15 protein-coding genes are annotated in these 17,897 nt (G+C 71.3%); 6 read left to right on the forward strand and 9 right to left on the reverse strand.

The features are described 5' to 3' along the window. Positions 1-154: 154 nt before the first annotated feature. From ACIGDI_RS19915 to ACIGDI_RS19930, 4 genes are all read right to left on the reverse strand, one after another. Positions 155-1,006 (reverse strand): NlpC/P60 family protein, encoded by an 852-nt coding sequence (locus ACIGDI_RS19915; protein ID WP_399898199.1) that lies wholly within the window; start codon positions 1,004-1,006, stop codon positions 155-157. A 155-nt stretch (positions 1,007-1,161) separates the two neighbouring features. Next, a complete protein-coding gene (locus ACIGDI_RS19920) occupies positions 1,162-5,025 on the reverse strand; it encodes a helix-turn-helix domain-containing protein (protein ID WP_399898201.1) in 3,864 nt (1,287 codons plus the stop codon). A gap of 169 nt (positions 5,026-5,194) precedes the next feature. Continuing rightward, positions 5,195-5,572 carry a hypothetical protein gene (locus ACIGDI_RS19925; protein ID WP_399898203.1) on the reverse strand — a complete coding sequence of 126 codons (378 nt, stop codon included), beginning with the start codon at positions 5,570-5,572 and terminating at the stop codon, positions 5,195-5,197. A gap of 213 nt (positions 5,573-5,785) precedes the next feature. Then, the gene (locus ACIGDI_RS19930) at positions 5,786-6,784 is read right to left on the reverse strand and encodes a hypothetical protein (protein WP_399898205.1); all 999 of its coding nucleotides are present in this window, start codon (positions 6,782-6,784) and stop codon (positions 5,786-5,788) included. Positions 6,785-6,873: 89 nt separating this feature from the next. Here ACIGDI_RS19930 and ACIGDI_RS19935 point away from each other — a divergent pair, with 89 nt between their 5' ends. Both ACIGDI_RS19935 and ACIGDI_RS19940 read left to right on the forward strand, forming a co-directional pair. Next, entirely contained in the window at positions 6,874-7,269 is a 396-nt protein-coding gene (locus ACIGDI_RS19935; protein ID WP_399898207.1) for a DUF6233 domain-containing protein, read from the forward strand. Positions 7,270-7,315: 46 nt separating this feature from the next. Next, on the forward strand, positions 7,316-7,516 hold the full coding sequence (locus ACIGDI_RS19940) for a hypothetical protein (protein WP_142146046.1): 201 nt from the start codon (positions 7,316-7,318) through the stop codon (positions 7,514-7,516). Positions 7,517-7,583: 67 nt separating this feature from the next. Here ACIGDI_RS19940 and ACIGDI_RS19945 read toward each other — a convergent pair whose 3' ends face one another. The 3 genes from ACIGDI_RS19945 to ACIGDI_RS19955 all read right to left on the reverse strand — a co-directional run bounded on the left by ACIGDI_RS19945 (position 7,584) and on the right by ACIGDI_RS19955 (position 12,278). Beyond that, positions 7,584-8,720: an AI-2E family transporter gene (locus ACIGDI_RS19945; protein ID WP_399898209.1), complete on the reverse strand. Its 1,137-nt coding sequence runs from the start codon at positions 8,718-8,720 to the stop codon at positions 7,584-7,586. 195 nt (positions 8,721-8,915) lie between these two features. Next, positions 8,916-10,679 carry a thiamine pyrophosphate-dependent enzyme gene (locus tag ACIGDI_RS19950; protein ID WP_399898211.1) on the reverse strand — a complete coding sequence of 588 codons (1,764 nt, stop codon included), beginning with the start codon at positions 10,677-10,679 and terminating at the stop codon, positions 8,916-8,918. Positions 10,680-10,694: 15 nt separating this feature from the next. Further along, a complete protein-coding gene (locus ACIGDI_RS19955; RefSeq protein WP_399898213.1) occupies positions 10,695-12,278 on the reverse strand; it encodes an FMN-binding glutamate synthase family protein in 1,584 nt (527 codons plus the stop codon). 171 nt (positions 12,279-12,449) lie between these two features. On the opposite strand from ACIGDI_RS19955, the gene ACIGDI_RS19960 reads away from it, so the two are divergent. The 3 genes from ACIGDI_RS19960 (at position 12,450) to ACIGDI_RS19970 (ending at position 14,672) form a co-directional block, all read left to right on the forward strand. Beyond that, the gene (locus ACIGDI_RS19960; protein ID WP_399898215.1) at positions 12,450-13,229 is read left to right on the forward strand and encodes an MEDS domain-containing protein; all 780 of its coding nucleotides are present in this window, start codon (positions 12,450-12,452) and stop codon (positions 13,227-13,229) included. Next, positions 13,226-14,185, forward strand: coding sequence for an anti-sigma factor RsbA family regulatory protein (locus tag ACIGDI_RS19965; RefSeq protein WP_399898217.1), 960 nt, complete (start codon positions 13,226-13,228; stop codon positions 14,183-14,185). Before ACIGDI_RS19960 ends, ACIGDI_RS19965 begins: the two co-directional genes overlap by 4 nt. A gap of 109 nt (positions 14,186-14,294) precedes the next feature. Next, the gene (locus ACIGDI_RS19970) at positions 14,295-14,672 is read left to right on the forward strand and encodes an STAS domain-containing protein (protein ID WP_399898219.1); all 378 of its coding nucleotides are present in this window, start codon (positions 14,295-14,297) and stop codon (positions 14,670-14,672) included. Positions 14,673-14,675: 3 nt separating this feature from the next. Here the strand turns inward: ACIGDI_RS19970 and ACIGDI_RS19975 are convergent, their stop codons facing one another. Further along, positions 14,676-15,596 (reverse strand): NADP-dependent oxidoreductase, encoded by a 921-nt coding sequence (locus ACIGDI_RS19975; RefSeq protein ID WP_399898221.1) that lies wholly within the window; start codon positions 15,594-15,596, stop codon positions 14,676-14,678. A 70-nt stretch (positions 15,597-15,666) separates the two neighbouring features. Continuing rightward, on the reverse strand, positions 15,667-16,305 hold the full coding sequence (locus ACIGDI_RS19980) for an HD domain-containing protein (RefSeq protein WP_399898223.1): 639 nt from the start codon (positions 16,303-16,305) through the stop codon (positions 15,667-15,669). 134 nt (positions 16,306-16,439) lie between these two features. On the opposite strand from ACIGDI_RS19980, the gene ACIGDI_RS19985 reads away from it, so the two are divergent. After that, the gene (locus tag ACIGDI_RS19985; RefSeq protein WP_399898225.1) at positions 16,440-17,408 is read left to right on the forward strand and encodes a GlxA family transcriptional regulator; all 969 of its coding nucleotides are present in this window, start codon (positions 16,440-16,442) and stop codon (positions 17,406-17,408) included. Positions 17,409-17,897: the final 489 nt, after the last annotated feature.

The following is a 17,897-nucleotide window of genomic DNA, read 5'->3' on the forward strand; positions in this document are numbered from 1 at the left end:
TTCTGCGGGATTAATTGAGGACCCATTAGGGATCAATTCAGGACCGGAAAGCAGAAGGCTTTTCCTTTGCTATTTCGCCCGACACGGCGGGCTCCCGTCGCTCGCCTACGGGTGCGGCGAGCGAGGGGAGCCCGGGTGGTGGGGGCAGGTTGGTTCAGGAGCAGGTGGGCACGCCGTCCAGCCAGGCCGGGCCCTGGATGTAGATGTTCGTCATCCAGGCCTTGTAGTCGGGCAGGTAGGCCCAGGCGTCGTTGGTGTAGCCGTCGGAGGTGACGACCTCCGCGTGCTTCTGGCACTCGACCCGGATGGTGGTGGGGCCGGGGAAGGCGTAGACGCGGTCGGCGCCGACGGAGGGTGCCTTCTTCGTCCACACCCCGGTGCCCCAGGTCTTGGAGACATGCCCGGTGACCGCGCCGGTGTTGACGCGGACAGCCCCGAAGTAGTCACCGCCCAGGCGGACGTCACTGACCATCAGATGCGTACCGGACTGCTTCGCCTCGACCATCCTGCCCGCGCCGAGGTAGATCGCGATGTGGTGCAGGTCCGCCGACGTCCCGTAGGCCAGCAGATCGCCGGGGAGCAGCGGGGCGGTGCCCTGGGCGGCGGTGAAGCGGGCGGCGGCGCGGACCGTGTAGTACTGATGGCCGGCGTCGCCGTCGAGGATGTCGGAGCCGGCGGCCTGCGCGTAGGCGTACCGCACCAGGCCCGAGCAGTCGAAGCCGAGCCGCTCGGGGTCGTGTTCGCTGGCCGGGTCGGTGGGATCGACCTGGCCGTAGGTGGCGCCGGGCTGGGCGCCGTGGCCGCCGCCCCACGTGTACCAGGTGCCCGCGTCGACCTGGGCGCAGGCGGCGGCGATCGCGCGCTCGGCGGCCGCGGAGCCGCCGGACGCGAGGACTCCGCAGCCGCTTGCCGCCGGGGCGGCGGGCGCGGCGACTGCCGCGGGCGCCCAGAGGAGCAGGGCCAGTAGGCCGATGAGTGTGCCGATGATTCCGGTCCGCCGGAGCATGCCGGGACCCCCGTTTTCTGTGCTGCGTGAATGGTCGTGCATCAGCCTGCCGACCGGGCCTCGGCGGGTCGAGCACCCGGCGTCACCCCACCCCGAAAGGCAACGGGAAACCCTTGGGAAACCCCCTGCCACCAGTGCGGTCCGGCCGGCCGCCGTCAGGGCCGCGCGCACCCCGGAGTGAGGGACACGGGCAGTCCCGGCATCAGCGCCTTGCGCTCCCGCGGACCGATCGCCTGGCGCAGTCGGCAGATCCGGGCGAGCCGGGCGCCGAGGTCCAGGTCCCACAGGCGTACGGTCCCGTCGTTGCTGCTGCTGGCCACGGTCCGCCCGTCCGGAGCGAACGCGACGCCCCACACCGCGTTCGTGTGCCCGGTGAGCGTGGCCCACGGCCGCCGTCCGGGCACGTCCCAGAGCCGAACCGTACGGTCGCTGCCGCTGCTTGCGAGGAGGCGGCCGTCCGGGGAGAAGGCGATGCCGCGGACCGAGCCGGTGTGCCCGGTCAGGGAGGCCTCCAGACGGCGGTGGCGGACGTCCCACAGGCGGACCGTGCCGTCGTTGCCGCTGCTGGCGAGGGTCGCCCCGTCGGGGCTGAAGGCGACACCTCGTACGGCGCCGGTGTGTCCGGTGAGGGTGGCGAGCAGGCGATGGCCGGCCGTGTCCCACAGCCGTACCGTCAGATCGTCGCTCGCGCTGGCCAGGGTGCGGCCGTCCGGACTGAACGCGACATCGTTGGCGTAGTCCGCATGCCCGGTCATCACGGCGAGTTGACGGTGGGTCGCGACGTCCCACAGGCGGACCGTGCGGTCGGCGCCCGCCGAGGCGAGGGTGCGGCCGTCGGGCGCGAACGCCACCGAGAACACGTCCCCGGTGTGGCCGGTGAGGGTGGCGAGCGCGCGGTGCGAGGGGATGTCCCACAGCCGGACCGTGCCGTCCGAGCCCGCCGACGCCAGGGTGCGGCCGTCCGGCGCGAACGCCACCGAGAACACGCTTTCGCGGTGGCCCGTGAACGTGCGTACGATCCGGTGCCGGGCCACGTCCCACAGCCGTACGGTGTGGTCCGCGTCGGCGGTGGCCAGGAGTTTCCCGTCCGGGCTGTACGCGGCCTGCGAGACCTCGGTGAACGGACGCGCCGTCAGCACCGGGCCGCGCAGGTCCCACAGCACCACGGACTGGTCGAACCCTCCGGTGGCGAGCGTCGTCCCGGTGGAGTCCACGGCGACGGACATCACGTAGTCGGTGTGGCCCGCGAGGATCGCGGACGGCCGACCGGTGTGTACGTCCCACAGGCGGGTCGTGCCGTCGCCGCCCGCGCTGACGACCGTGCTGCCGTCCGGTGTGTAGGCGACCGCGTTGACGTCGTCGCTGTGGCCGGTGAGCTTCGCCGTGGCCCGGTGCGTGGCCACGTCCCACAGCCGTACGGTCCGGTCGACGCCCCCGGAGGCCACGCTGCGCCCGTCCGGGGCGAACGCCACCCCGAGCACTTCGTCGGTGTGCCCCCTGAGGACGGCCAGGGGGCGGGCCCGGTCGGTGTCCCACAGCCGTACGGTCCGGTCGGAGCCGCCCGAGGCCAGGGTCCGCCCGTCCGGGGCGTAGGCGAGCGAGTTGACGCGGCCGGTGTGGCCTACGAGCCGTACCGCGGTGGGGTGGTCGGCGCCCGCGTCCCACAACTGGATCGTTCCGTCGTCGGCCGCGACGGCGAGGGTACGGCCGCGGGGGTCGAAGGCGAGCGCCTTTGCCCCGTGGGCGCCCACGGGCAGCAGGGCCCGCAGCCGGTGGTCGGCGGTGTCCCAGATCCGCACCGGCCCGTCCGTGGACGTCGCCGCGAGCATGCGCCCGTCGGGGCTGAAGGCCACGGAGCGGACCCGTCCGGGAAGGGAGAGGGTGGCGGCGGTCCGGTGGTCGGCGGTGCGGCGCAGTTGTACGGTGCCGTACGCCTCGGCCGTTGCCAGCAGCCGGCCGTCGGGGGCGAAGGCGACCGCGTTGACGGGCCCGTGGTGGCCGACGAGGCGGGCGGAGAACGCCTGGGCCTGGGTGCTCAACAGGGCCCCTCGCGCCTCGGGGGTGGCGTCGGCGCGGTAGGCCTCCTCGGCGAGCAGCATGGAGGCCTCGGGCTGGCCGCCGGCCAGCGAGGTGGACTGCACCGCGAGGGCCTGGGAGCGGGCGACGCGTTCCTGGTCGAGGGCGGCGGAACGCTGCTGGTAGGCGAGGCTGCCCGCGGTCACGGCGAGGCCGAGCAGCACGGCGAGGACGACGAACAGGCCCTGCTTCAGGCGCGCCTGACGTCTCGCCAGGAGCAGCCCGAGGTCCTCCTCGGCCTGGCTGGCCAGAAGGAAGGCCTCTTCGCGGGGGCCGAGACGGCTGCGGGTGTCGAGTTCGTCGGCCCAGGAGCGGACCGTGTCGAGTCGGGTGCCGCGGTAGAGGGCGGACGGATCGCGGTGCTCGCGCTCCCATTCGGCGGCGGCGTGGGCGAGTTGCTGGTGGATGAGGAGTCCGGCCCGGTCGGCGTGGATCCAGTCGCGGAGCCGGGGCCAGGCGTGCAGCAGGGCCTCGTGGGTGATCTCGACGGTGTCCCGGTCCACGGTGATCAACCGGGCCCGGACGAACGCGTCGAGGGCGGCCGAGGCGGCGTCGGCGTCGGCGAGTTCTGCCATGAGGGCGCTGCGGCCGGTGCGGCGCCGGGTCGCGACGGTCCCGTCGTCGGAGACGTGGACGAGCCGGGACAGGATGCGCCGGATCGACTTCTGTTCGGCCGGGTACAGCTGGGCGAACACGGTCTCGGCGGTGCGGGCGACGGCGCCCTGGATGCCGCCGGTGCGCTCGTAGCCGGCCACCGTGAGGGTGGTGTCCTCGCGCTGCTGCCAGGTGGCGAGGAGGGCGTGCGAGATGAGGGGCAGCGCACCGGGCGGGGTGCCGTCGGGGCCGATGGCGCCGCTCGCGCCGGCCGGTTCGTCACGCAGGCCCGCGTCACGCAGGAGGAGGGGGACCAGGCCGGGTTCCAGGGTGACGCCGGCGAGTTCGGCGGGGCGGGTGATGGACTCCCGCAGTTCCGCGACGGACATGGGGAGCAGTACGAACAGTCCCTCGGTGAAGAGGGTTGCGAGTTCGGGGAGTTCGAGGCAGTGTCCGGAGAAGTCGGCGCGGACCCCGAGCACGACGACCGCCGGGTCCGGACAGGTGGACACCGCGCGCAGGACCCGGACGAAGGTCCGTCTCTCGTCCTCGTCGGAGCAGAGGGTGAACAGTTCCTCGAACTGGTCGACCAGGAGCACGGGCCGCACCGGCGGCGGGCGGCGGCCGTCAGGGCCGGGCGGGGCGTCGTCCGAGCGGGCGCGGACGGCCTCCAGCAGGGCCTCGGGGCGCTCGGCCACCTGCGCCGCGGTGAGGTCGAGATCGCTGCCGAGGACCTTCGTGGTCCGTTCGAGGAGTTCGTCGAGCGGGTGCGCGGTGGGGGTGAGGGCGACGACGGGCCAGCGGTCGGCGCCGGGCATGGGAAAGCCGCCGGGGCGCCGCAGTGCCGGGACGAGACCGGCGTTCAGCAAGGACGACTTGCCGGCGCCGGACGGGGCGACCAGCAACAGCGGCCCGCCGCCGACGCGTTGGAAGACCCGCTCGACCAGCGCGGCCGTGGCCCGCTCCCGGCCGAAGAACCGGGCCGCGTCCTGCGGGGTGAACGCCGCCAGGCCGCGGTACGGGCACGCGGGCGCACCGATGTCGGCGGCCGGCCCGCCGCCGCGCTCCACCGGGACGCTTTCCCGCACCAATCGGAGCAACTCGCCCTCGGCGCGCAGGATGTGGTCGCACTGGCGGGCGACGTCGACGGTCGCCCGCTTGACGCCGGTCTCGATCTTGCTGAGATAGCCCTTGCTGTAGTGGGTCTGGCGCGCGAGGTCGGCCAGCGACAGACCCCGCTCCCTGCGCAACCGTCTCAGCTGCGCGGGAAACGACGGAGTGGCCTGTGCGGGGTTTTCCGGCTGGTCGGTCCGGTCGACGCCCGCGTGTACGTGTTCCTGGTCCCCCAAGACGTCCCCCTAGGCACTGGCCTGCCCGGATCGTGAGACGGCGGATGCCCAGGTTACTGCGGGGGTCGGACACGGAACCAAGCCTTTCACCCGGAGTGGCGAAAAACGGGACCGCCGGGACCGGTGTGGGGCCGGTCCCGGCGGTCGCTCCCCCGTGGCGAAGGGCGCGCTACGGGCGGTTGAGGGTGATGGAGTTGACCGGCGTGAGGTTCTCGTAGGCCCACTCGTCCTGCGCGAGTGTCTTGTAGCAGTTGGTGCCGCCGTAGTTGTAGCAGAGGCTGGCGGTGGCGCCGCCGTACTGGTTGTTGAGGACCCAGTGGTTCCCGAACTGGTTGCTCAGGTTGTGGGCCCCGTACGAGGTGTACTGGACGGTCGGATGCGGGTCGTTGACGGGATTGACGCCCTCGGCCCAGATGCACACGTTGCCGGACAGGCATCCGTACACCGTGGAGTTGCCGGCGGGCGCGGCCTGGGCGGCGCCGCTCATCGCCACCACTGCCGTGGCCGCGGTCGCGAACGCGGCGGCGGCGCTCAACATCTTGCGCATGCTTCCCCCTAGCGGGTCTCCTGCGTCGTCGCAGGACGTGCTTCGAGCTGACGGGATCAGCGTGTCCCGGGCGGCTGCCGGGGTCGACGGGTTTCCTGTTGCCCGTCCGTGGGTCGGCCGGGAAACCCGGTGTGAACTGGGGTTTCCCGGATCGGCGGTCAACCGGCGAGCCCTGACCGGGCTACCGGTGCCAGCACCGGCGGAACGGAACCGTCAGGAGGCGTGGCGGAAGACCGCGGCCGGGCCGATGACGTCGGGTCCGTACTTCTCCCGCACCCGGTCGACGGCCTCCTCGGCCACCAGCCGCGCTTCCCGGGCTTCGTCGAGGCTGATCTGCCGGGCGACCTCGTCGGCCCGGACGAGGTCCTCGCCCTTGAGCGCGAGCCCGGTCAGTCGGCCGCGCTGCAGACCGGCGGCGTCCATCAGCCGGTAGGCGAGCAGCCGCAGGTCGTCGTCGTGCGCGGACGGCTCGGCGAGGCGGCGGGTCCTCTCCCAGCGGCTGCCGCCCGCGAAGCGCAGGGTGAGCGTCACGGCCCGGGCGGCCTGGTCGCGCCGGCGCAGGAGCAGACCGAGCCGTACGACCAGTTCCAGCAGGGCGGCGCGGACGTCGGTGCCGTCCAGCACATGGCGGTCGAAGGCGCGGCTCACGGCCGCCGTGGTGGGCAGTTCGCGGGGTACGACGGGACGCGGGTCGATGCCGCGGGCCCGGTCGGACGCCGTCCGGCCGGCCTTCCCGCCCAGCAGACGCTGCACGGTGGCGGGCTCGACGGCGGCCAGCAGGCCCACGCTGTGGATGCCGTAGTCACGCAACACGTCGGCCTGGCGCGGGCCGATGCCGTGCAGTGCCCCGATTGGCAGCGGGCCCAGCCAGTCGGCGACCTGGTCCGGGGCGACGGCGACGACGCCGCCCGGTTCCGGCACCTGGCCGGAGGCGGTGGCGGCCACGGTGATCGTGGGGCCGATGCCGACCCGGAGGTCGATGCCGAGGCGCGAGAGCGTGCGCACGCGCAGGATCTCCCCCAGGCGGCGCGTGTCCGCGCCGTGGTAGCGCAGGGCCCCTTTCAGCTCCACCAACGCCGCGCCGGGCGGGAGCGCCCGCACCACCGGGGAGAGCTCCGCCAGCTGCTCCAGGACCTGTCGGTAGCCCTCCTCCCCCAGCCCGTCCGGGCAGCGCACATGCATCACTGTCGACACCTCATGTGCCCTCGTCATGACCCTCACCTCCCACACACCACGTTATCGAACATAAAATCGAACATGCGAGGGCGCGAAGTGCGGATCATGAGCATAGAATCAAAAATGTGTTCGATGACCTGCCGCCCGACCTGGAACGCCTGCACACCCTGCGCGTCTGGCACGCCCTGTGGCTGGCGCGGATCGACGCCAAGATCGAGGCGCTGCGACTGCGGCAGGCCGAGGCCGAACACGGCCGGCGCAGAAGGCCGCGGCCGCCGGAGTGGATCGTCGAACTCGGCATCGGCACCGGCCGGCGGCCCGTCCAGGTGCACGCGGGCGACTGCCACATGGCCGGCTCCCGCCGCCGCCCCGTCGGCCGCGACGAGGCCCGCCGCCTCCTCGCCGGGGGCCTCGGCGCATGCGCCCACTGCCGGCCCGACGCGCAGCTCGACGTCGTGGACTTATCCCTCAAGAGGTCCGGTCACCGTTCGACCGTCGCACGATATCGCCCGATATCCTGAATCTTGGGCGATATGACTCCTATCGCCCAGAACAGGATCTCTTCCGATGACGACTCCCCCGCCCCCGGTCAGCGAGCCCGACCCGTCCGCCCTCACCTGCCCCGGTGACAAGGTCGGCCCGTGCGCCGCCTGCCAGCGCAAGACCCACAAGTACGGCTCCGGCGGCAGCCCGCTGTGCCAGTGGTGCATGGCAGCGGCCCAGGAGCAGTGGGGTCCCGGCGTGCGCTACACCAGCACCAGGCCGTGAACCCGCAGCCCGTGCCGCCCGCGGCTCGCGGCTCGGTCGGCCAGGCGTCCGCCACTCCCCCCGTCTCTCACCGAACCGGACGGCCGCGCAGTTCGCAGTGCACCGCCCAGGCCACCGAGACCATCGGCACCGCCACGACCGCTCCGACCACGCCGGCCAGGATGCTCCCCGCGATGACGGAGAGGGCCACGACGACCGGGTGCAGCCGGACCGCCCAGCTCATCACCAGCGGATGCAGTACATGGCCTTCGATCTGGCCGACGATGACGATCAGCGCGAGGACCACGAGCGCGATGACCGGCCCGCGCGAGGCGAGGGCGACCACCGTGGCCACGCCCAGCGCGACGGGCGATCCCACCAACGGGACGAACGCGGCGAAGAACTCCAGCAGCGTCAGCGGCAGGGCCAGCGGCACCCGCAGCAGGAACAGGGCGACTCCGACCAGCACGGCATTGGTGCCCGCCACGATGAAGATGCCCCGCGTGTACCCGGCGAAGGTCCGCCAGGCCGCACCGCCCGCACGGCTCCACGGGTCACGGGCCGGCTGCGGCAGCCACTCCTGGAACCAGCGCCAGAAGCGGTCGCCGGAATGGATGAAGAACAGGGAGCAGAACAGCGCGAGCACCCCCGCGGTCAGCACCTCCACGAGCCGTCCCGCACCGCTCACGGCGCTGCTGATCAATGCGGAGCGGTGCTCGGAGACGAAGGTGTTCAGCTTGCCCTGAAGGTCCGACATCACCGTGGGACTCACGTGGAAGGGCGGCCCCTGCAGCCACCGTTCGATGCGCCCGACACCCCCGCTGAACTCCTTGCCCAGCCGGTCCCACTCGCGTGCCACCAGTTCGCCGACCAGCGCCAGCAGACCGAGGACCATCACCAGGCTGCCCAGGACACTGACCACCACTGCCAGGGCCCTGGGCAGCCGGCGCGCCAGGAGATCGGCGAGGGGACGGAGTACGGAGGTCACGACGAGGGCGAGGAACAACGCCACGGCGACCAGCTGCAGACGTCCCAGGATCACGAAGCCCGCGTACACGGCCGCCCCGAGCACCAGCAGCCGCCACGCGTAGGCGGCGCCCATCTTCAGCCCGTGGTGCACGGCCACCCCGTCCTCGGGGCGCCGCTCTTCGGCGGCCGCCCTGCGCGCCCGGGCGACCGTCCCGACTCCCCGGGCGGGCCGGCTGCCGAGCACGACGTACCTCATCCGCCGCGGGCCACGGCTCGCACCGTGACCGGCTCCTGGGTCCGCACCCGGAGTTCGGGGCGACCGACGTACGGCGTCACCCACCTGCACGTCACCGCCTCACGTCATCGAGACCACGCAGCTACGTGTCCCCAGAGACGCCACTTTCTAAATCGGACCGCCCCGGACGGCCCCGAACGCACCACGGCATCCGGTTCAGTGCGCCCCGTCGTCACCGTGGCTGCGGACGACCTCCTTGACCTTGGCCACCGCGAATCCCCAGCCCTGTTCGACGGTCGGCTTGGCCGGTACGGCGATCTCGTCGGGGTTGGTGAGCACGTCGAGCAACACGGGCCCCGGGGTGTCGAAAGCCCGGCGTACCGCCTTCTCCAGGTCGCCCGGGTCGGTGACGCGGATGCCGGTGATTCCCATGGCCGTGGCCACGGCGGCGAAGTCGGGGTTGTCCAGGACGGTGCCGAACTCCGGCAGCCCGGCCTGTTCCTGTTCCAGTTTGACCATGCCCAGACGGCGGTTGTCGAAGACGACGAGCTTCACGGGGAGGCTGTGCGTCTTCAGCGTCATGAGGTCGCCGAGGAGCATGCTCAGGCCGCCGTCTCCGCAGAAGGCCACGACCTGCCGTTCCCGGTCCAGACACTGTGCGCCGAGCGCCTGCGGCATGGCGTTGGCCATGGAGCCGAGGTTGTAGGAGCCGATGAGCCGCCGCTGCCCGCGCATCTCGACGAAGCGTGAGAGCCATACCGTCGCCATGCCGGTGTCGGAGGTGAAGACGGTGTCGTCGGCGGCCAGGCGGTCCACGACGGCCGCCAGCGCCTCGGGGCGGATGTCGTGGGTGCGGTTGTCCAGCGACGAGCGCATGCGGCCGAGCAGGCCCTTGTCGTGGGCGGGGTCGGCCAGCCGGGCCTGGCCCTCGCGCCACTGCTCGAACCGTTCGCGGGCCTTGTCCAGGTGGGAGCGGTCCCGGGCGCCGTGCGACCCGGCGGGGGCGGCCGCGAGGTGGGTGAGGAGGTCGCGGACGGTGGCGCCGGTGTCGCCGACGAGACCGACCTCGACGGGCACCCGCCGTCCGATGTGGGCTGCCTCGGTGTCCACCTGGATGACGGTCTTGCCCTCCGGATACCAGTCCCGGTAGGGGAAGTCGGTGCCCAGCAGCAGCAGGGTGTCCGCCTCCTGCAGGGCCGACGCGGCGGCCGGGTTGCCGATGAGGCCCGTCTGGCCGACCTGGAACGGGTTGGCGTCGCCTTCGAAGCCTTCCTTGGCCTTGAGGGTGAGGACCATGGGCGCGGCCAGCCGGTCGGCCAGGGCGAGGACGTCCTCGCGGGCGCCCTGCGCGCCCCGTCCGACGAGCAGGGTGACCCGTTCGGCGCGGTCCAGGAGGTCGGCGGCGTGCCGCACCGCGGACTCCTCCGGCCGGCTGAGCGGCGCGTCGAGCGCGAACCGGGCCGGGCGGTCGGTGCTCAGTTCGCGTTCGCCGAGGTCGCCGGGGACGGTCAGGACGGCGACGCCCTTGCGGCCCAGGGCATGGCGTACGGCCGTCTCCAGCATCTGCGGCATCTGGTCGGCGGAGGTGATGGTGGCGCGGAAGACGGCGACGTCACTGAAGAGGGCGTCGTTGTCGACTTCCTGGAAGTAGTCGGTGCCGAGCTCCGCCAGCGGAACCTGTCCGGCGATCGCCAGGACGGGGGTGTGGCTCTTGGCCGCGTCGTACAGTCCGTTGAGCAGGTGGACGGAGCCGGGTCCGACGGTGCCCATGCACACTCCGAGGGTGCCCGAGAGCTGCGACTGGGCGCTCGCGGCGAACGCGGCCGCCTCCTCGTGCCGGCAGCCCACCCACTCCAGGCCCTCGGTGGTGCGAATGGCGTCCGTCAAAGGGTTGAGCGCGTCTCCCACGACGCCGAACACCTGGCGCACGCCGAGTTCGCTCAGTGCGTCCACGATCACGCGGGCGACGGTACGGGCCACGATGGTTCCTCCAGGTCAGACGGTGAAGTGGTCAGGGTCGGCGGCCTTCCAGTCGGCCGCCCAGGATTGCGGAGCCCCGGCGAGCAACTGCCCCGGCTCCAGCCACTCGTACAGCTCCTCGTAGGAGCGTTCGGTGTAGGGGTCGATGCGCCGGCGGAGCATGTGCGGGCGCAGATCGGCGGGGTCGGTCACGCCCATGGACGCCATGATCTGCAGGGCGCTCGCCACGGTGGCTTCCTGGAACCGCTGGACGCGCGGCGTCTTGTCGCGCACGTCGAGGGCGCGGGCTCGCCGGGGGTCCTGCGTCGTCACGCCGGTCGGGCAGGTGTTGGTGTGGCAGCGCTGGGCCTGGATGCAGCCGACGGCGAACATCATCGCCCGTGCCGCGTTGCCGTAGTCGGCGCCCTGCACCAGACGCTTGACCAGATCCGTACCGGTGGCGATCTTGCCGCTCGCCCCGATCCGGATGCGGTCGCGCAGTCCCGTGCCGACGAGGGCGTTGTGCACGGTGAGCAGGCCCTCGGTCAGGGGTGTGCCCACATGGTCGGCGAACTCCAGGGGCGCGGCTCCGGTACCGCCTTCGCCGCCGTCCACGATGATGAAGTCGGGGGCCGTGCCCTCGGCCAGCATGGCCTTGCACACGGCGAGGAACTGGCGGCGCGAGCCGACGCACAGTTTGAACCCGGTCGGCTTGCCACCGGACAGCTCCCGCATCCGTGCGATGAACCGGACGAGTTCGCGCGGGGTGGAGAACACCCGGTGGTACGGCGGTGAGATCACCGTCTTCCCCTCGGGCACGTCTCGCACCTTCGCTATCTCGGCGTTGACCTTCGCTCCCGGCAGGACCCCGCCGATGCCCGGCTTGGCGCCCTGCGACAGCTTCAGGGACACGCACTTGACGTGGTCGTGGGCCGCCTTGTCGGCGAACTCGGCGGGATCGAAGTCGCCGTCGGGGGTGCGGCAGCCGAAGTACCCGGTGCCGATCTCCCACACCAGGTCTCCGCCCGGCCGCAGATGGTATTCCGACAGGCCGCCCTCACCGGTGTCGTGGGCGAATCCCCCGGCTGCGGCACCTCCGTTGAGGGCGAGAACGGCGTTCGACGACAGCGAGCCGAAGCTCATCGCCGACACGTTCAGCAGCGCCATGTCGTACGGGCGGCCGCAGTCCGGGCCGCCGATGCGCACCCTCGGCGGCGTCTCGGGCACCGGGCAGGGGGCCATCGACGGCACCAGGAACTCGTAGCCGGGCTGGTAGACGTCCCGTTCGGTGCCGTAGGGCTGTTCGGCTTCGGTGCCCTTCGCCCGCTCGTAGACGATGCTGCGCACGTCCCGGTCGAAGGGGCGCCCGTCGTAGTTCCGTTCGATGAAGTACTGCTGAAGCTCGGGACGGATGCGCTCCATGAGGAAGCGGAGATGCCCCAGGACGGGGTAGTTGCGCAGTACGGAATGCTCCCGCTGCACCAGGTCGGCCACACCGACCAGCCCCAGCAGACACAGGGGTACGGCGGCCAGGCACCACCAGGGCGAGAGTCCGACCGCGGCGACGGCGGCCGCGATGCCGCCCGCCAGGATCACAGCGACGATTGCATTGCGTATCACCCCTCGCTCATTGCCCTGGATCGGCCTGCCAGTCCTGCGGGTTCGTCAAGAAACAGGTAAGCGCGCGCCACGGGGGCCTCTCGTACCTGCTCCATGGTCATTTCCGCGGAGGGCAGCGGTCGGGCCGCGGCGAGGAAGTCTAAAGTTGGTGCGTGAGCGAGGGGAGGAGCAGTGAGAGCGTCGCGCACCCTGGCGACCCTGGACGAGGTCGACGCCGGTGATCACGTCTGCCAGATGCTGAAGCGCACCGACGACGTGGTCGACCGCAGCCGCGCCTTCGTCGCGGACGGGGCACTCCACGGGGACAAGGTGGTGATCGTAGGTCCCGCCCTCCACCGAGGCGGCGAGTTCGCCCCCCTCGTCCTCGATCCTGCCCGGCTGGACGGGTCCCTCCTCGCCGCGGTGCGTCGCGAGGCCGCCAATGCCGACCGCGAGGGTTTCCGCTCGCTGCGCGTGCTGCGCCATGTCACGCTCGGCCGCCGCCCCGACCACGCGACGGGACTGTTGCGCAGCGAACTCGATCTGGAGGAGTTCGCCGCGGACACCGGGGCCATGGTGGTGTGCGCCTACAGCGGCGATCTCGACCTCACCACCTTGCGGCAGATCCAGTGCGTACACCCCCACCGTCTGGGCAGCAGTCCCGGACCACCCGCGTTCCAGGTGTATCGGACGGGGAAGGAGGGATGGACGGTGAGCGGGACCATCGACAGCGAGGGCGCCGACGCATTCGCCACCGTCCTGTGCACCCTCCTCGCCCGGACGGCGACGATCCGCCTGCTCTGTCACACCGTGGAGTTCTTCGACGCCGCCGGGATGAGCGCGCTGGCCGACGCCGCCAGGCATCTTCCGGATCGCAAGGTCATCCTGGAAGGCACCAACGAGACCGTACGGCTCGCCTGGGAGCTGTCCGGATTCGCGGTACCCGACATCCCGGTGGTGATCGCGTCGTGACCTCCTCCCCTGCCACCTCCACCACGCCCGGTACGGGATACCGGCACGAGCTGTATCCGTACTCCGGCCGGGAGGAGTTCGTCGAGGGCACCGCCAGCTTCATCCAGGACGCTCTGGACGGCGGCGAGGCCGTCGTCGTGGCCGTTCCGCACGAGAAGGCGTCTTTGCTGCGTGCCGAGATCCGCGAGGACGAGGCCGTGCGCTACGTCGACACCAGCAGGGTGGCGCATCATCCGGGCAGGCTCATCGGAGCCTGGCAGGAGTGGCTCCAAGGACACGCGTCCGACGGGCGGCCCGTGCGAGGCATCGGCGAATCCCCGTGGGAGGCCGTTCGCAGCCAGGCGGAGGCCGCGGAACTGCGCTACCACGAGTGGCTGCTCAACAAGGCCTTCGCCCAGGGCCCGGCCTGGTGGCTGCTGTGCCCCTACGACGTCGCCTACGACGAGGCCACGTTGCGGGAGATGGCCCGCTGCCACCCCGAGATGCGCAAGGACGGCCGTACGACGCCGTGCGAGGACTACGATCCGCGGGCGCCGTACGCGTTCGGGCCCCTGACCCACCCCTGCGATCCGTACGACGAATTCGTCTACACCAGCGGTGACCTGACCGCGCTCCGGGAAAAGATCGCGGCCTGCGCCGAACTGCACGGCCTGGCCGAGCGGCGTCTGCGCGAACTGCATCTCGCCGCCACGGAGGTGGCCGCGAACAGCATCAGCCACGGCGGCGGGCGGGGCGTGCTGCGCGTGTGGAACGAGGACGGCCGGCTCGTGTGCGAGTTCCGGGACGCCGGCTATATCGCCGATCCCCTGGCGGGACGCATCAGGCCGACCGCGGCACAGGCCGGCGGGCGCGGCCTGTGGCTCATCCACCAGCTCTGCGACCTCGTGGAAATCCGCTCCACGCCGGCCGAGGGCACGACGATACGCCTCCACACGGAGCTGCCCGAGCGGCAATGAGTGACGATGAACACCAAGGAATGTGAGACAGAAATCGAATTCCGGGTAGGCGCTCGAAGACGCCGTAAGAACAGCAAGGTGTAACGGTCTAGACGGGAGCACGCAATTCATGCTCACAGTGCGGATGCGGCAAGGGAACACGACAGTCGCCCGACTGCCCGAGGCGGTCGACTACGACACCGCTTCCCACGTCGGCGACGAGTGCAAATCCCTGATCAAGCAGGGCTGTCGCACCCTCGTCCTGGATGCCTCGCAGGTGCAGTACCTCGACTCCTCGGGCATCAGCATGCTCATCATGGTGACCCGCGCACTCGAGGAGCGCGACGGAACCCTGCGCATCGCGGACCTCAGTGACCACTACCAGCAGGTGTGGCACGTTCTCGGTCTCGACACGATGTTCCCCATCGCCCCGACCGTGAACGCCGCTCTCGAATCGCCCGCCACCGGGCCCTCCCTGGACGAACGGCTGGACACCAGCTCGATGTAGTCCTCAGTCCTCCGCGACCCGGATGATCGTCCGGCCGGAGACGCGCTTTTCGGGAGCGAAGGCGGCAACCGCCTCGGTCAGCGGGCGTACCGCGCCGACCCGCACTTCCAGCCGTCCGTCCCTGACCCGCTGCACCAGATCCGCGAGGCGTACGCGGTCGGGTTCCACGACGAAGAACAGCGCCCGCCCGTCCTTGGGCCGGACCGTCGGCGGCTGCGCGATCGTGACGAGCGTGCCCCCGGAGCGTACGAGGGCGGCAGAGCGGTCGAGAACATCACCGCCGATCACGTCGAACACGACGTCGACCTCCCCGGCGTCCTCCAGTCGGCCGGCCTCCAGGTCGAGGAACGTCTGCGCACCCAGGGCGCGGACGGTGTCCCGGTCGGCTGAGCGGCCGCTGCCGATCACGTGAGCACCGGCCTCCAGCGCCAGCTGCACCGCGATCGAGCCGACGGCACCCGCGGCACCGTGGATCAGGACGGTCTGGCCGCTCACCAGGCGCGCGTGCTCGAACAGGCCCTGCCAGGCGGTCAGTCCGGAGATGGGGAGCGCGGCCGCCACCGTGTGGTCGACGTCCGCGGGAAGCGGGGCGAGATTGCGGGCCTCCACGGCGACGTACTCGGCCAGCGAGCCGTCTCGGGCCCAGTCGGTCGGGCCGAAGACCCGCTGGCCGACGGTGAGGCCGGTGGTCCCGAATCCCAGCTGTGCCACCACACCGGAGACCTCGTGCCCTGGCACGCTCGGGGTGCGGTCCCGGCCGGCGCGGTCGGACCACGTGGCGGGCCAGTCGAGCTCTCCCCGGGTGAATCCCGCGGCATGCACCCGAACGATGACGTCGTTCTCGGCGGCATGGGGGTACGGCAGGTCGGCGAGGGTCAGCCCGGCGACGCCGGCGTCGCGGCTCGGTGCGGTGATGGCTCGCATGATTCTTCCTTTGTTCGATTGCGAAAGGTACCGGGGGTTTGCCTGAAAATTGACGTCCTGTTTCTCGGCATCAACTGGGCCAGGGTGCGTCGACGACGCGCTCGACCATGCTCGTACGCCGGAATCCCGGCACGAAGTGTTCCAGCACATCGGAATTCACGGTCCCGTAGGTGGTGTCCGGCCGGTACCGCAGCCCTCGCACGAATTCCTGCAGGAACTCCTTCTTGAATTCCCCGCGCGGATGGGCGGCGACGATCTCCTCCACCTGGCCGCCGTCCAGGCGGTCCAGACCCCAGCCGATCGCGTCGGTCAGCACGCCGTAGTTCGTGGCGGCCGTCTCCGGGCCCATTCGTCCAGGGATCCCGGGCGTCGTGTGCAGTGCGATCGCCGTCCACACCACCTCGGCGGCGCCCTCCGAGAAACCGCGATCGAGAAGGAACCTGCGCGCATGGTCGGCGCCGTCGAGCTCGAACCGCTGCTGCACGTCGGAGAACGGAGCCGAAAGGCCGACGTCGTGGAACATCGCGGAGACGTAGAGCAGCTCCGGGTCCGGCTGGAGGCCGAGCTCGCGCGCATGGAGGGATCCGAAGAGGAAAACACGCCGGGAGTGGTGGAAGACAAGGGGCCCGGTCGTTTCACGGAGGAATGCGGTGGCCTCCGCCACTGCCTCCGTGTCGGGGATTTCCACGGCTGCGACAATGTCGGTCATGAGGTTCACGCTTTCCATGCGGCGGACAGGAGCAGGTGTTGCGCCCGCTCTCCACGGTGCCTACCGAGCGGCCTTGACTGCCACCTCGGCCCGGACATGAACCACTCGAATCCAGACACCCGAGGAACAGGCCTGTGAGCTCCGACCCGCATCGGATCGCGATCCTCGTCTACGACGGGGTCAAGCTGCTGGACGTCGCCGGACCCGCGGACGTGTTCGGGGAAGCGAACCGGCTGGGCGCCGACTACCGGATCACCCTGCTGTCGACCACCGGCACGGAAGTGGCCTCGTCGATCGGTGTACGGACAGCCGTCGACGGCAGCCCCGCCACGGAACCGGACCCCGACACCTTCCTGGTGCCGGGCGCGAACATCTATCCCAGAACTCCCGTCCCCCGCACGCTGATCGAGGCGGCGAATGGGCTGGCGGTCCGGTCCGGCCGCGTGGCGTCCATCTGCTCCGGGGCGTTCGTCCTGGCCGCCACCGGCCTCCTGGACGGCAGGCGTGCGACGACACACTGGAAGATCGCGGGCGAGCTCGCCGCCCGGCACCCGAAGATCCGCGTGGAGCCGGATGCCATCTACGTCCGCGACGGCACCACGTACACCTCGGCGGGTGTCACCGCCGGCATCGACCTGGCGCTGGCGCTCGTGGAGGAGGACCACGGTCCCGACCTGAGCCGGGAGGTCGCCCGCGCCCTCGTGGTCTATCTGCAACGCGCCGGCGGCCAGTCGCAGTTCTCCGCGCCCCTGCAGACCCCGCCACCCCGCTCCCCCGCACTGCGCACCGTCGTCGACCTGGTGACCGCCGATCCCACCGCCGGCCACTCCGTCGCGGAACTCGCCGGGCACCTCAACGTCAGCCCCCGCCACCTCACACGGCTGTTCCGCGAGGAGCTGTCCACCACGCCGGCCCGGTACGTCGAGTCCATCCGGTTCGACATCGCGAAGGCGTTGCTGGACCAGGGGCATTCCGCCACGCAGGCGGCGCTGCTGGCCGGGTTCCCCGGCTACGAGAGTCTGCGGCGGGTCTTCGCACGCGAGCTGTCCATCAGTCCCGCCGCCTACCAGCGCCGTTTCAGCACCGCCCGCCGCGGAGGATAGCGGCGCCGCCCTGGCGAGCCCCCGGACGACCCCTCCGTTCGGGGAGGGAGGAGATCACGGCTCGACGACGGACAAAATCTGTCGCGGCGACAGTAGACATTGGCCCGTCGCGGGGCTACCGTATGTGTTGTAAGCAGGAAGTCCGAGAGGACGCGGCAGGTAGGGATCTGCCGCAAGAAGGTGAAGCAGGAAACGGACCCCCGGGTCCGTGAGCAGTACCCGCAGTACCCAGCAGTACGACCGAGTAATCGAAGGTAAAGGAGCAGAACGCCATCAGGATCGCCCGGACGAGGAAGTGTCCGTCCGGGTACCGCAGGCCCCGGATTGGAAGGTGGTCCCCGGTCACGCATCCGCGATCCCCGCAGCCCCGCCGTCCCGGCGGTATCTGCGGACAAAGAAGGCCGGCGCAGTAGGCCGGTAGATGGTGTTGAAAGCTCGGGGCCCGGGTGCCAGGACGGCACCCGGGCCCCCCGACGCGTCTTTGGAAGA

It is taken from the genome of Streptomyces sp. NPDC085900 (genome assembly GCF_044540925.1).
GTDB classification, from domain to species: domain Bacteria; phylum Actinomycetota; class Actinomycetes; order Streptomycetales; family Streptomycetaceae; genus Streptomyces; species Streptomyces gilvifuscus.

Excerpts from the sequence above, each read along its gene's own strand:
- ACIGDI_RS19940 (WP_142146046.1), top strand. The coding sequence starts at position 7,316 with ATGACGACTCCCCCGCCCCCGGTCAGCGAGCCCGACCCGTCCGCCCTC.
- ACIGDI_RS19970 (WP_399898219.1), top strand. The coding sequence starts at position 14,295 with ATGCTCACAGTGCGGATGCGGCAAGGGAACACGACAGTCGCCCGACTG.
- ACIGDI_RS19925 (WP_399898203.1), bottom strand. The coding sequence starts at position 5,572 with ATGCGCAAGATGTTGAGCGCCGCCGCCGCGTTCGCGACCGCGGCCACG.
- ACIGDI_RS19980 (WP_399898223.1), bottom strand. The coding sequence starts at position 16,305 with ATGACCGACATTGTCGCAGCCGTGGAAATCCCCGACACGGAGGCAGTG.
- ACIGDI_RS19915 (WP_399898199.1), bottom strand. The coding sequence starts at position 1,006 with ATGCTCCGGCGGACCGGAATCATCGGCACACTCATCGGCCTACTGGCC.
- ACIGDI_RS19975 (WP_399898221.1), bottom strand. The coding sequence starts at position 15,596 with ATGCGAGCCATCACCGCACCGAGCCGCGACGCCGGCGTCGCCGGGCTG.
- ACIGDI_RS19945 (WP_399898209.1), bottom strand. The coding sequence starts at position 8,720 with ATGAGGTACGTCGTGCTCGGCAGCCGGCCCGCCCGGGGAGTCGGGACG.
- ACIGDI_RS19930 (WP_399898205.1), bottom strand. The coding sequence starts at position 6,784 with ATGACGAGGGCACATGAGGTGTCGACAGTGATGCATGTGCGCTGCCCG.